The sequence below is a fragment of the Micromonospora sp. FIMYZ51 genome (assembly GCF_038246755.1).
Classification (GTDB): domain Bacteria; phylum Actinomycetota; class Actinomycetes; order Mycobacteriales; family Micromonosporaceae; genus Micromonospora.
The window spans coordinates 532303-545009 of sequence record NZ_CP134706.1 but is presented as its reverse complement, the minus strand read 5'-3'; the positions used below and the strand labels follow the sequence as shown (position 1 = coordinate 545009).

General features: G+C 71.1%; 12 protein-coding genes. 1 reads left to right on the top strand and 11 read right to left on the bottom strand.

Annotated elements, in window-relative coordinates; all coding sequences use genetic code 11:
- Window positions 1–103 precede the first annotated feature (103 nt).
- From QQG74_RS02670 to QQG74_RS02645, 6 genes are all read right to left on the bottom strand, one after another.
- Window positions 104–568, bottom strand: a complete 465-nt coding sequence (locus QQG74_RS02670; protein ID WP_341718697.1) for a DUF4442 domain-containing protein — start codon at window positions 566–568, stop codon at window positions 104–106.
- 445 nt (window positions 569–1013) lie between these two features.
- Window positions 1014–2315, bottom strand: coding sequence for an ABC transporter ATP-binding protein (locus tag QQG74_RS02665; RefSeq protein ID WP_341718696.1), 1302 nt, complete (start codon window positions 2313–2315; stop codon window positions 1014–1016).
- A 104-nt stretch (window positions 2316–2419) separates the two neighbouring features.
- Window positions 2420–4630 (bottom strand): bifunctional glycosyltransferase family 2 protein/CDP-glycerol:glycerophosphate glycerophosphotransferase, encoded by a 2211-nt coding sequence (locus tag QQG74_RS02660; RefSeq protein WP_341718695.1) that lies wholly within the window; start codon window positions 4628–4630, stop codon window positions 2420–2422.
- A 15-nt stretch (window positions 4631–4645) separates the two neighbouring features.
- Window positions 4646–6469 carry a DUF5941 domain-containing protein gene (locus QQG74_RS02655; protein ID WP_341721113.1) on the bottom strand — a complete coding sequence of 608 codons (1824 nt, stop codon included), beginning with the start codon at window positions 6467–6469 and terminating at the stop codon, window positions 4646–4648.
- Window positions 6470–6480: 11 nt separating this feature from the next.
- The gene (locus QQG74_RS02650; RefSeq protein ID WP_341718694.1) at window positions 6481–7227 is read right to left on the bottom strand and encodes an ABC transporter ATP-binding protein; all 747 of its coding nucleotides are present in this window, start codon (window positions 7225–7227) and stop codon (window positions 6481–6483) included.
- Window positions 7227–8054 (bottom strand): ABC transporter permease, encoded by an 828-nt coding sequence (locus QQG74_RS02645; RefSeq protein WP_341718693.1) that lies wholly within the window; start codon window positions 8052–8054, stop codon window positions 7227–7229. Before QQG74_RS02645 ends, QQG74_RS02650 begins: the two co-directional genes overlap by 1 nt.
- A gap of 264 nt (window positions 8055–8318) precedes the next feature.
- On the opposite strand from QQG74_RS02645, the gene QQG74_RS02640 reads away from it, so the two are divergent.
- A complete protein-coding gene (locus QQG74_RS02640) occupies window positions 8319–8525 on the top strand; it encodes a PspC domain-containing protein (protein ID WP_341718692.1) in 207 nt (68 codons plus the stop codon).
- 96 nt (window positions 8526–8621) lie between these two features.
- Here QQG74_RS02640 and QQG74_RS02635 read toward each other — a convergent pair whose 3' ends face one another.
- The 5 genes from QQG74_RS02635 to QQG74_RS02615 all read right to left on the bottom strand — a co-directional run bounded on the left by QQG74_RS02635 (window position 8622) and on the right by QQG74_RS02615 (window position 12695).
- Entirely contained in the window at window positions 8622–9368 is a 747-nt protein-coding gene (locus QQG74_RS02635; protein WP_341718691.1) for a DUF4230 domain-containing protein, read from the bottom strand.
- Window positions 9369–9483: 115 nt separating this feature from the next.
- Window positions 9484–10650, bottom strand: a complete 1167-nt coding sequence (locus tag QQG74_RS02630) for an acyl-CoA dehydrogenase family protein (protein ID WP_341718690.1) — start codon at window positions 10648–10650, stop codon at window positions 9484–9486.
- Window positions 10647–10952, bottom strand: a complete 306-nt coding sequence (locus QQG74_RS02625; RefSeq protein WP_204037961.1) for a type II toxin-antitoxin system VapB family antitoxin — start codon at window positions 10950–10952, stop codon at window positions 10647–10649. The genes QQG74_RS02630 and QQG74_RS02625 overlap by 4 nt, the downstream gene beginning before the upstream one ends.
- A gap of 189 nt (window positions 10953–11141) precedes the next feature.
- The gene (locus QQG74_RS02620; RefSeq protein WP_341718689.1) at window positions 11142–11744 is read right to left on the bottom strand and encodes a nitroreductase family protein; all 603 of its coding nucleotides are present in this window, start codon (window positions 11742–11744) and stop codon (window positions 11142–11144) included.
- A gap of 21 nt (window positions 11745–11765) precedes the next feature.
- Window positions 11766–12695, bottom strand: coding sequence for an aldose 1-epimerase family protein (locus QQG74_RS02615; protein WP_341718688.1), 930 nt, complete (start codon window positions 12693–12695; stop codon window positions 11766–11768).
- Window positions 12696–12707: the final 12 nt, after the last annotated feature.

Here is a 12707-nt window from a genome sequence, read left to right as displayed (position 1 = left end):
TACCGCCGGGGCGTCAGTTGCCGGTGGCGGGTGGTCAGTTGCCGGTGGGCTCCCGAGCGCCGAGGTGCGCGACGCCGACCCGGGCCAGGCAGCGGACGGGTCGTCAGTTCGGGCGCAGGGTCCAGACCACGGTCATCTCCGAGGTCGGCTTGCCGGCCTCGGTGACGATCTCCACGGCCACCGGAAACTCCGGTCGCTCGCCGGCCGCCAACTCCGCGACCACCTCGGCCGCCGGGCGACCGAGCCGCGCCGTCGCCAGTACCGGCCCCAGGGCGAGCTTGCGGTACGCGATCTCGGCCCGCACCGCCAGCGGCGTGGCCCGGTCGAGCAGGTCACCGAACGCGGCCAGCACCACCGCACCGGAGGCGGTCTCGCCGAGGGTGAACATCGCCCCGGCATGTGGGCCGCCGACATGGTTGTGGGTGGCCGGCGAGTCGGGCAGCCGGACCACGGCCCGGACCCCGCCCTCCGCCTCGGGCGCCACCTCGACGAATTCGATTCCGAGCGTACGGGCGAAGGGCACCGCCGCGAGCATGCCGGCCGCCACCTGCCGCGAGTCGATGGTCATATCAAACGACGCTACCCGCGAGTAATCACTCCGACAAGCAACGCGCTCAGCCGACCCCTGCGGACGCCAGCCGCGTCCCGACACGCGACCGCGTCGCGCTATGCGCCCGGGCGTCGCGGATTGCGCCCGCCGTCAGGGATTGCGCCCGCCGTCGCGGTATGCGGCCGGCGTCGCGGATTGCTCCCGGCGTCGCGGATTGCTCCCGGCGTCGCGGATTGCTCCCGGCGTCGCGGATTGCTCCCGGCGTCGGGGATTCGCCTGGCGTCGCGGATTGCACCCGGCGTCGGGGATTCGCCTGGCGTCGCGGTATGCGGCCGGCGTCGCCGATTGCGGCCGGCGTCGCGGTATGCGGCCGGGCCGTCGCGGTATGCGGCGGCGTCGGCCGGGTGTTAACAAGGGGCCCTTCCTCTACCGCAGGCGTTAATAAGGGGCCCTTCCTTACACCTCAGCGCCAGCCGACGTCGATGCGGTCGCCGCGGTCGTCGAAGAAGTGCAGGGCGTCCATGCGTACCTTGATGGCGAGCGGATGGCCGGCGGAGACGGCCGGGTAGGGCGCGAGGCGGACGGCCAACTCGGCGGGGCGGCGGTGGTGCCGGCCCGGGTCGGCCAGGACGCTTGTCCGGTTGTCGTTCGCCACCGGCCTCGGCGCGGTGCTGGCCCGGCCGGCGAAGCGCTGCATCACCTGACTGAAGCGGCGCAGGCCGCGCTGGCCGAGCGGAGCGTCGCCGTCCGGCGGGGCACCGGCCTCGTCGACCATGATGGCGGTCGCCCCGATGTCGAGGAAGGCAAGCGACTCGTGCCCGTGGTGCTCGAGGTAGCGGATCCGGCCCTGAAGCACGTCACCCGGGGTGTCCGGGGCGACCGGGGTGAGCGCCTCCGCCCGCATCCCGACCACGATCCGCTCGCCGTGGTAGTGCGCCACCGCACGGCTGCGGATGTCGTCCCAGGGCAGGTAGAGGGCCTGCTCGCCGAGGGTGAGGGTGACGTACCGGTCGAGGTGGACGTAGACCGACGCCTCCAGCAGGTTCATCCGAGGGCTGCCCAGGAAGGCGGCCACGTAGAGGGTCGCCGGCCGGTTGTAGACCTGGGTGGGGGTGCCCACGTCCTGGAGGACGCCCTTGCGCATGATGGCGACCCGGTCGGCCATGGTCAGCGCCTCGGCCTGGTCGTGGGTGACGTACATGGTGGTGACACCGAGTTCCCGGGTCAGGCCGGAGATCTCGGCACGCAGTTCGGCCCGCAGGCCACTGTCCAGGTTGGAAAGTGGTTCGTCCATCAGGAACAGACCGGGCCGGCGGACGATCGCCCTCCCCATCGCCACCCGCTGCCGCTGCCCGCCGGAGAGTTGGCTGGGGCGTCGGGCCAGCACATCGCCGATGCCGAGGGCACTGGCCACGTCGGTGACCCGTTCCCCGCGCGGGGCCGGCTCGATGCCGGCCAGCTTCAACGGAAAGGCGATGTTGTCCCCGACGCTCATGTGCGGATAGAGGGCGAAGTCCTGGAAGACCATGGCGATCCGCCGCTCCCTGGGCGGCAGGTCGTTGGCCAGTTCCCCGTTGAGCATCACCGCGCCGGTGGTCGGATCCTCCAGCCCGGCGACCATGCGCAGCACGGTCGACTTGCCGCAGCCGGAGGGCCCGAGCAGCACCATGAACTCGCCATCGTTGACGTCGAGGTTGATGCTGTCCACCGCGACCGTGCCGTCCCGGAAGACCTTTGTGACATCCTTGAGCGCGACGGTGGTCACCGTCTCCTCCCCCACGTCGTCGGCTGAACCCCGAATGACTGTGACCAGGATCATCGCGCCGGCACATCGGGTAAACGTGCCATGTTTAATTCGTGACAGACCTATTACGTTCCCTCGATTGACGTCCGGGGAAGCGGTTCGCCGAAAAAGACCTGGCGGACCACCCGCTCGGCGGCGTGCCCGTCCTCAAGCGCGCAGAACCGCGCCCGGAAGCGGGCCCGGGCCCGGTCGGCGGCGGACGAGTACGGCTCCCCGTCGCGGAACACGTCGAGCAATTCGGCGAAGGTACGCGCCACCGGGCCGGGTGCCTGCGCCACGATGTCGAGATAGACGCCCCTGGTCAGCCGGTACGCATCCCAGTCCGGGGCGTAGAGGACGATCGGCCGGTCCAGGACGGCGTAGTCGAACATCGCCGACGAGTAGTCGGTGACCAGCACATCGGCCGCGAGGTAGAGATCCTCGACCCGGGGATGATCGCTGACGTCCACGATCCGGGCCCGGTCGGTCGAGGAGCGCCCCGGCCGGTCCCGGTCGTGGAAGTAGTGGCTGCGCATCAGCAGCAACCCGGTCGGGCCGAGCGCGTCGAGCAGCCGCGTCGGGTCGAAGGGCGGCCGGTACCCGGGCAGGTGCTCGCGGTGCGTCGGGGCGTAGAGCACCACTTGCTCGCCGAGACCGGCACCGAGTTCGGCCCGCAGCCGCAACACCTCCTCGGCGGTGGCGTTGACCAGCCGGTCGTTGCGCGGATATCCCACCTCCAGGGTGGTGTACGCGGCCGGGTAGGCGCGTTCCCACATCTGGGTGGAGAAGCTGTTCGCGGTCACGCTGAAATCCCACCGGTCCACCCGGCGCAGCAGCCCGGCGAAGTCCATCCCGGTCGCGCCCAGCGGGTACCGCTGCTGGTCCAGCCCCATCACCTTGACCGGCGTGCCGTGGTGGGTCTGCACGTGCACCGAGCCCGGCCGGTGGTCCACCGAATCCGGAAAATTGACGTTGTTGACCAGCCAGCGCGCCCGCGCCAGCATCCGGTGGTACGCGACCGTGCCGGCCACCACGTACTCGACGCCCTCGGGCAGGGTGTGCACCCGGTCGCGGCGTACGATCCACACGCCCCGGATCTGCGGCGCCAGCCGGCGGGCCGCCTCGTAGATCGCCGCCGGGTTACAGGCGTAGCCGCGGTACCAGTAGGCCGCGTACAGGGCGAGGTGCTCGTCGAGCGGGCGGCGCCGCTCCGCCCGCTGGTAGCCGCGCAGCGTCAGGTCCCGGGCCGCCCGCGCGGCGAGCCGGGCCGGCGGGACCATCCGACGCCGGACCCGAACCGCGCTCCGCCGGGCGGCCTGCCCCACCTGGCTGCTGGTACGCAGGGCGCTGAACGTCCGCCATCGACCGGCCGCCACCAGCCGGTGCTTGAGCCCCTCGACGCCGGCCGGGATCCGGTGCCCGCCGGGTGGCCGGAACCGGGCGTGTTCGATCGCCACCCGAGCGAAGAAGGTGGGCCGCAGTTCGGGGGCGATCCGGTCGTCGTTGCCGAGCACGGTCAGGTAGTGCCACATCATCCGCGCGAAGACCGCCGAGCGCAGTTGCTCGGCGCCGAGCCGGTCCACCTCCTGGAAGACCCGGTGCCACTGCTCGAACACCTCGAAGTGCCGCTCGCCCCGGGTCCGGGTGATCGCTCCCGCGCGGCGCTGCCGGTAGTGCACGCAGACCACGTCGAGCACGCCGATCCGGTCGGCGGCCAGCAGCAACGGATAGCTGAACGAGACGTCCTCGTACCAGCCGGGAGCGAAGCGCAGCCCGGTGTCGACCAGGAACTGCCGGCGGATCAGCCGATTCCACGCGGTGTGCAGCAGTTCCAGCGTCTCCGGCCGGTCGACCAGCCGGAACGTGACCGGGCCCGGTGGCACCGGGAAGACCTCGTCCATCGCGCTGCGGGTGACCGTGTCGTCCCAGTGCGCCCGGACGTGGTCGACAAGCAGCACGTCCGGGCGGGTCGGGTGCAGCCGCGCGGCGACCTCGGCGAGACAGTCCGGGGCCAGCCAGTCGTCACCGTCGACGAACCAGACGTACTCGCCGACGGCCTGGTCGAGGCCGGCGTTGCGGGCCGGCCCGAGCCCGACGTTGTGGTCCAGCCGCACGGCCCGTACCCGGTCGTCGCGGGCCGCGTACTCGGCGAGGATGTCGCCGCCAGCGTCGGGCGAGCAGTCGTCGACCCCGATCACCTCGATGTCGGTGACCGGTTGGCCGAGGATCGAATCGAGGCATTCCCGCAGGTAGCCCTGTACCCGGAAGGCCGGGACGACGAAGCTGATAAGCGTCATGGTCCCGGCCCCCCGTCAGCCCGTCGCGCGGTCTCCGGTGCGAGTGGACGCGGTCGGCACCCGCACGACACGGGCCGGTCGGACGAACCAGGCCAGCACGACGCTCGCCACGAAGAGCACCAGGAGATAGGCACCGAGTGTAGCCAGAGCAACACTCACAATTCCGGCAATCGCCGCCAATGCCAGCACCGCCGAACGCACCTCCCAGCCGAGCGTGGCAGCGTGCAGCGGCGGAGCGGGCTGCCGTTTCTCCAGCCTGGCGACCAGGTCGTAGTGGTGCAGCGTGAGCACGAAGAGGTACCCGAAGATCAGCCAGGCCGGCGCGCCGCCGATCACCCCGACCGCGATGGCGAAGAGATACTCCACCGCCCGCAGCGCGGCCGGCACCAGCCAGTCCAGCGAGCCCGCACGCAGCGGCAAACGGGCGGCCAGTGGGCCGTCGTCGCGGTGCAGGGTCGCGTCGACCGTGTCCAGCACCGACACCCGCATCCAGCGGGCCCGCAGCGTACGCAGCGCACCGGTGTACGCGAACGCCAGCACTCCCCAGGTCAGCACCGCGAGCAGGGCGACCCGCTGGTCGAACAGCGCCACGGCCAACGCGATGAGCGCCCACCGTTCCCCGATCGGGAAGACCACCGTCCGCTTCAGCCAGTACGACACCGAGCCGGTGTCGGCCTGTACCCGGGTGGAGGCGGCGTTCAGCCGGTCGCCGATGCCCCCGCCGCCGGTGCCGACCTGCTTCGGCCGCCGGGCCGCCTCGTCGTGCAGGGCGCCGTACCAGGCGTCGGTCATGTGTCGCACGGTCTGCAACGTGATCGCCGCGATCGCCAGCGCCCAGCCGTACCGGACCCCGGCCGCCGTGGCACCCCACCCGAGACCGGCGTAGACCAGGTACTCCTTGGCCCGGTCGGCCATGGTGTCCAACCAGCCGCCCCAGGCGCTGAAGTTGCGGGTGTAGCGGGCCAACTGGCCGTCCACGCAGTCGAGTACGAACCCGAGGTAGAGCAGGATCGCGCCGCTGACCAGCGCCGGTCGGCCGCCGGTGGCGAAGAGTGCCGCCGCGGCGACCGCGAACCCGACCGACAGCATGGTCACCCCGGTCGGGCTCAGCCCGAGCCGGGCCGAGACCTTGGTGACGTACGGCGACCAGGTGCTGACGAAGTACGTGGTGAAGAAGTCGTCCTTCTCCTTCACCGAGAGCCGCAGTTCGGCCCGGTCCTCGTCGACGGCGGCGATCGCCGTCTCCGCCGCGGCCAGCCCGGGCGCATCGTCGACCCGGTGCGCGACCAGCAGGCGTACCCGGTGGGCGGCGACCAGAGTCCCCTGCCCGGCGAGCCCGGCGAAGACCTCGTCCACACCCGAGCCGACCGGCAGGTCGCCGGCACCGCCGGAGCCGGCCGACAGCTCTCCGGCCGCGACGGCGTGGGCGGCGGCGACCAGGGCCGGCAGGTCGGCGGGTCCGACCCGGACCGCGCCACCGAAAACGCCGGTGGCCCCGCCCGTCAGCCGCTCGGCCGGCCCGGCTTCGACCACCTGGCCGCGCTCCTCCCGGACCGCCGTGCGGCCGGCGGCCGGCGGGTCGGTGAGCACCAGCGCCACGGACGCGCCGACCGGGCTGGTCAGCAGGTGCCGCAGTACGGCGGTGTGCGCGACCAGGTCGGCGGCGCTGACCAGCACCGGCCCGTCGGCCGAACCGGCCAGCTCGGCCAGCTCGATCGGGTCGGCGGCGACCCGCACCTCGGCCGCGCCCGCCCGACGCCACTGGTCGACCAGCCGGTCGACGAGCGATTCGCCGCTGCCCGTTCGTAGGCTCGCGGCCGGCGCACCGGCGGCGAGCACGATCGCGAGCGTCACGGGGTGACCGCGTCGTCGTACGCGGCAAGCGCCTCGGCGATCGTGCCGTCGACGCTCAGCCGGCCCGCGTCGAGGTAGAGCCCTCGACGACAGAACCGGGTCAGATCGTTTTCGTTGTGTGAGACCAGCACCAGAGTGCGCCCCTCCCCGAGCAGACGGTCGATGGTCGTGTAGCACTTCGCCCGGAACTCCGCGTCCCCAACCGCCGTCACCTCGTCCATCAGCAGGATCGGGTGTGGCAGATGGGAGATGATCGCAAAACCGAGCCGAACTTTCATGCCCGACGAGTAGTGCCGTACCGAGGTGTCGATGGCCCGCTCGACCTGCTCACCGGCGAACGACACGATCTCGTCGAAGTGTCGCTTAAGGTACGCCGACGACAGCCCGTGCAGACCACCGACCAGGTACAGATTCTCCCGCCCGGTCAGATCGCTGGAGAAACCGGCCGAGAGTTCCAGCAACGGGGCCACGTCACCACGCACCCGGATCCGGCCCTCGTCGGGGATCAGCACCCCGGCGATCAGGCGCAGCAGCGTGCTCTTGCCGGTGCCGTTGCGGCCGACCACCCCGACCGTCTCGCCGGCCGCGATCGAGAAGCTCACCTCGCGCAGCGGCCAGAACTGCCCGTCGGAGCTGCCCCGCCGGCCCCGGTGGATGACCAGTTCGCGCAGCCGCAGCTGCCGGCGGCGGTTGCGCACGAACCGGATGCCGAGGCCGTCCGCCTCGATGATCGCGTCGGCCATCACAGTTCCTTGAGCACGGCGGGTTCGAGCCGGCGGAACGCCCACCAGCCGGTGACCAGCATCAGCAGGCTGATGCCGATGGTGCTGCCGAGCATCCGGGCACCGGGAAACTCATCCGGGTACCACGCGGCGTGATGCAGCTGGAAGATGCCGACCAGCGGGTTGAGTTCGTAGCCCAGCTTGAGCCAGCCGGGCAGCCCGGAGCTGCGGACCAGGCTCAGCGGGTAGATGATCGGCGTGGCGTAGAAGAGCACCCGGACCACCAGCCGCATGAACCGCTCCACGTCCCGCATCAGCACGTTGATCGCCGACAGCAGCAGCGCCACGCCGATCAGCAGGGTGGCCTGCACCAGCACCGCGAGCGGCAGGGCCAGCAGCGACCAGCCCAACTCGATCCGACCGTGCGCCACGTAGAAGATCGCGATGGCGGCCAGGATCGGCAGGCCGGCGGCGTACTCGGCGAAGCGACCGGCGACCCGGCCGATCGGGAACACCTGCCGGGGCACGTTCATCGTGGTGATCAGCCGGGACTGGCCGGTCAACGCGTTTGTCGCCTCGCTCAGCGCCGAACTGGTCCACATCCAGGCGAAGATCCCGGTGATCAGAAAGAGCGGGTACGACCCGGCGGCGTCGCCCAGGTGGCGGTTGGTGTCGCGGGAGTACAGCACGCCGAAGACGAACCAGTAGATGGCCGCCATGCCCAGCGGCTCGATAAGCGACCAGAGGTAGCCAAGCGCCGACTGCTGGTACTTCACCGCGAGATCGCGCCGGACCAGGATGCGCAACGAATTGCGGTGCGACCACAACGCCCCCACGCCAGAGGTCACCGCCGTCTCCCGCCTGCGCAACGGACGACAGGTTAACAGTGCCCACCGCCCCGGCGAGCCGAAAGCGGGGCACTCGATCACGTCGACGGCCCGGCCCACCCCGCTCGCCCGGATGCCGGCGTCAGGCGTCACGCGCAGGCCGCACGGGTAAGCACCTACGGGTCAGGGGAATGGCGTTCCTCCTCGGGACCGAGGGCGGGGCGACCATCCGGTTCTAGCGTTGGTTGTGGAAGCGGCGGACCGCCGCGGAGGGGAAGTGTCACGATGAGCCGCAAACTCGTCCGGCCCCGGCAGGGGCGCATGTTCGCCGGGGTCTGCGCCGGCCTGGCCCAGCGATTCGGCATGTCGGCCGGGATGGTCCGGCTGCTGTTCCTGCTGTCGCTGCTGCTGCCCGGCACCCAGGTGATCATCTACCTGGCGCTCTGGATCATCATGCCCAACGAGGATCGCTACGCCGTCGCCGGCTACTGAGCAGGCCATGTCGACAATGAGGTTGGCGGCAGTCGAGAAGATCAACTCCGCCGCCAACCCTCATGGCCAACCGAGCGGGTGGCACCGCCGCGGCGGTCAGGGGGCGGTGTAGGTGACGGTGACCTTCTCGTAGCCGAGGGAGCCGAGCAGGCCCTCGAGCATCTTGCGGGTGTTCTCCTCGGCCCGCGCGCTCAGCCCGCTCTCCCGGGCGGCGGCGGTGATCCGGTCCTCGGCCAGCCGGTAGACCTGCTGCTGCCGGTTCGGGTCGCCGCCGATCAGGTCGCCGACCCGGTTGAGCAGGCCGCGCTCCTCCGCGAAGACGTAGCTCTTCTCCAGGTCGAGGTTGGTCTCCGCGAGCTGCGGTGCGGGCAGCTTGATCTCGACGGACTTGCCGTCGGCCGACGGCACGATCGCCCCCTCGGCGAGGGTGCCGAAGTCGACGTACGCCTCCACACTGCCCGCGCCGACGAAGAGGGTCCGCTGGTTGACCAGCCAGTCCGGCACGTGACGCCGGTCGTTCTGGAGGTCGACCACCACCTGGAAGTTGCCCTCGGCGGCCACGTAGCGGCTCAGATCCCGCATCGACTCCAACAGCGCGGGCTGGCTGCGGTCGGTCTGTTCCTTGGTGAACGGGTTACGGAACTCCGGCAGGATCCCGGCGGTCTGCACGCCGAGCAACACCACCACCGTCAACGCCGCCGCGCCGAGCACCCAGAGCAGGGCACGCACCGCGCCGCCGCCCGAGGCCGGCGGCGGGCCGTCCGGCTGGTCCGGCTGCTCCGGCTGCCGATCAACCTCGGGGTATTCGCTGGTGGGCTCGTTGATGTCGCCGTCGCGTGCCATCGCCCTCACCGTCCTTGTCAGACGCGTTCTCTGTGATGACGGTAAGCCCCCGGTACGACAGCCGCTCGCCGAGTCGGATGATCGCCAGTTTCCGCAGCTCAGAGCCGATACTGGCTCAGGTGAAGGCGGAGATGCCGGTGAGCTTCTGCCCGATCACCAGCTGATGGATCTCCGAGGTGCCCTCGTAGGTCAGCACGCTCTCCAGGTTGTTCGCGTGCCGCATCACCGGATAGTCGCCGGAGACCCCGTTGGCGCCGAGAATGGTGCGGCACTGGCGGGCGATCGCCAGCGCCTCGCGTACGTTGTTGAGTTTGCCCACGCTCACCTGCTCAGGGCGCAGCTTCCCGGCCTCGGCCAGCCGGCCGAGCTGCATCGCCAGCAGGTAGCCCTTGTTCCACTCGACGGTCAGGTCGGCGAGCTTGGCCTGGGTCAGCTGGAACCCGGCAAGCGGCCGACCGAACTGGGTGCGGGTGGTCGCGTACGTCAGGGTGGTCTCCAGGCAGTCGCGGGCCGCGCCGAGCGCGCCCCAGACGATGCCGTGCCGGGCCTCGGTCAGGCAGCTCAGCGGCGCCTTCAACCCGGTCGCGTCGGGCAGCCGGGCAGCCGCCGGCAGCCGGACGTCGTCAAGCGAGATCTCGCCGGTCACCGAGGCGCGCAGCGACATCTTGCGACCGATCTCGCGGGCCGCCACCCCCGGGGTGTCCATCGGTACGACGAACCCGCGCACGCCTTCGTCGGTGCGGGCCCAGATCACCGCCACGTCGGCGATCGGCGCATTGGTGATCCACATCTTGCCGCCGGAGAGCACCCAGTCGTCGCCGTCGCGGCGGGCCCGGGTGGCCATCGACGCCGGGTCGGAGCCGTGGTCCGGCTCGGTCAGCCCGAAGCAGCCGATCGTCTCGCCGGTGGCCATCGCCGGCAGCCACTGCTGCTTCTGCTCCTCGCTGCCGTAGCGCCAGATGGCGTACATGGCCAGCGAACCCTGCACCGAGACCAGGGACCGGACGCCGGAATCGCCGGCCTCAAGCTCCAGGCAGGCCAGCCCGTACGCGACGGCCGTCGAGCCCGCGCAGCCGTACCCGGACAGGTGCATGCCGAGCAGGCCGAGCCGGCCGAACTCGCGGGCCAACTCCCGGGCCGGCACCTGACCCGCCTCGTACCAGTCGGCGACGTGCGGGCGTACCCGATCGTCGACCAGCCGGCGCACGACGGCGCGGATCCCTCGCTCCTCCTCGGTCAGCGCCGAGTCCAGGTCGAGCAGGTCGACCGGGCTCGACCTCACTCGACCGGCCCGGCCAGCACGAACACCCGGGCGTGGATCTGGTTGCGCTGTTGCAGCGCGGCGCGCAGCGCGCGGTGCAGGCCGTCCTCCAGGTAGAGGCCGCCGTTCCACTGCACCACGTGCGGGAAGAGGTCGCCGTAGAAGGTGGAGTCCTCGGCGAGAAGCTTGTCCAGCGCCAGCTCGCGCTTGGTGGTGATGAGCTGGTCCAGGCGCAGCGGGCGAGGCGGGATCTCCGCCCACTGCTTGAGTGTCAGGTTGTGTTCCGGGTAAGGACGCCCGTCCCGGACCGCTCTGAAGATCACGACGGCACGCTCCTCTCCCCCTGGCCGAAACGAGCCGCGACACCGGGCCGGGTCACGGCACGGTGCCGCGACCCGCAGCACCGATGACCTTGCCAGCGTAGCCGCACGCCGCACCCCTCGTTCTGCTCCCTGATGCCAGTTTCGCTACCGGTCGTCCGGTTCTCAACGGGACGAAACCACCGGTTCGGGTCAGCTCCACCGTCCTCGACGGACGACCTCTTCCACCGGACGGCGCCCCCGGCGCAACGACGGTGACCGGTGGTCGGGCGCACGGTAACCGATCGTGAGTGCGCCGATCGGGTGGTACGCCTCCGGCACGCCAAACGCCGCTCGGTAGGACTCCAGCCGCTGCGGCGGGATGCCGAAGAAGCACGAACCGAGCCCCTCGTCGACCGCGGTCAGCATCATCAGCAGCGCGGCAAAGCCGGTGTCCACGTACCAGTACGGCACCGGCCAGCGCTCCGTCGACCGGTCCGCCCAGCCCTTGTCCGCCTCCGCATAGCGCTCCAGATAGACCGAGCGGTTGGCGTGCGGCACCACGATCAGCGGGGCCCGGCGCATCCCGGTCAGCCACCGCTCCATCCCGCCGCCCTCCGGCGTGCTGGCCGCCCAGAAGCGCTCCCGGTCCGCCTGCTCCTCCAGCACCAGGAACCCCCAGCCCTGGGAGAACCCGGCCGACGGGGCCCGTACCGCGTGCTCCAGCACCCGCTGCACCACCTCCGGCGGGACCGGACGGTCCGGGTCGTAGTTGCGCACCATCCGCCGCCGCCGTACGACCTCCGCGAACTCCACCCGACTCTCCTCAGCGTCCGCTCAGTTCTCCGGCCGGATGCCCCAGCCGCCACGCCAGGTTTCCCCCGGCGCCAGAACGATCACGTCCCGACCCGAACGGAACGCGTCCGGCGGGCAGGTCATCGGCTCCACCGCGACCGACCGGCGGTACCGCTCACCGGTGAGCATGTCGCCGGTGAAGACCTGCCACCAGCCGAACTGCTCGTCGGCCCAGATCCGCAGCCCGCCGTTGCCGTCCGGGTCGGTGAGGGTCACCGCCGACCCGCCGTCGGCGTCCCGGATCACCTCACCGAAAGCGAGGTCCAACGTCGCGTCGCCGATGCGGCGAGGGTCGGTGTAGTCGTACTCGGTGCCGGCGACCTTGGTCACGCCGACCGGCAGCAGCCGGCTGTCCACCACCATCCGGGTCTGCGCCGGGATCCGCAGCAGAATGTCGTCCACCGCCACCCCGGGCAGTTGGAGGTACGGGTGCACGGAGAAGCCGAACGGTGCCGGCTCGACGCCGACGTTCGTCACCTCGTGCTCGCCCCGCAGCCCGTCCGCGGACACGCTCCACCGGGTCCGCAGCCGCAACGGCCACGGGTACCCCGGCTGCGGCAACAGGTCGTAGCCGACCGTGACCTCATCCGGCCGTTGCTCGATCAGCTGCCACGACGCCCAGTTCACCAGGCCGTGCAGGGCCACGAACCGTTCCGGTTCGGTGATGTTGAGCTGGAGCGACCGCTCGTTGAAGGTGTAGGCGCCGTCGCGGATCCGGTTCGGCCAGGGGGCCAGCACCTGGCCGGCCGAGCCGGGACACATCTCGTCGGTGGCGTACCCGTCGAGGTGCTCGACACCATCCTGCCGGTAGACGCGCAGCCCACCGCCCACCTCGACGATTACCGCCTCGTGACCGGCTGCGGAAATGGTCCACTGTGCCCCGGACAGGGGACGCGGCTCGGGGGTTTCCATGTCGCCAGACCC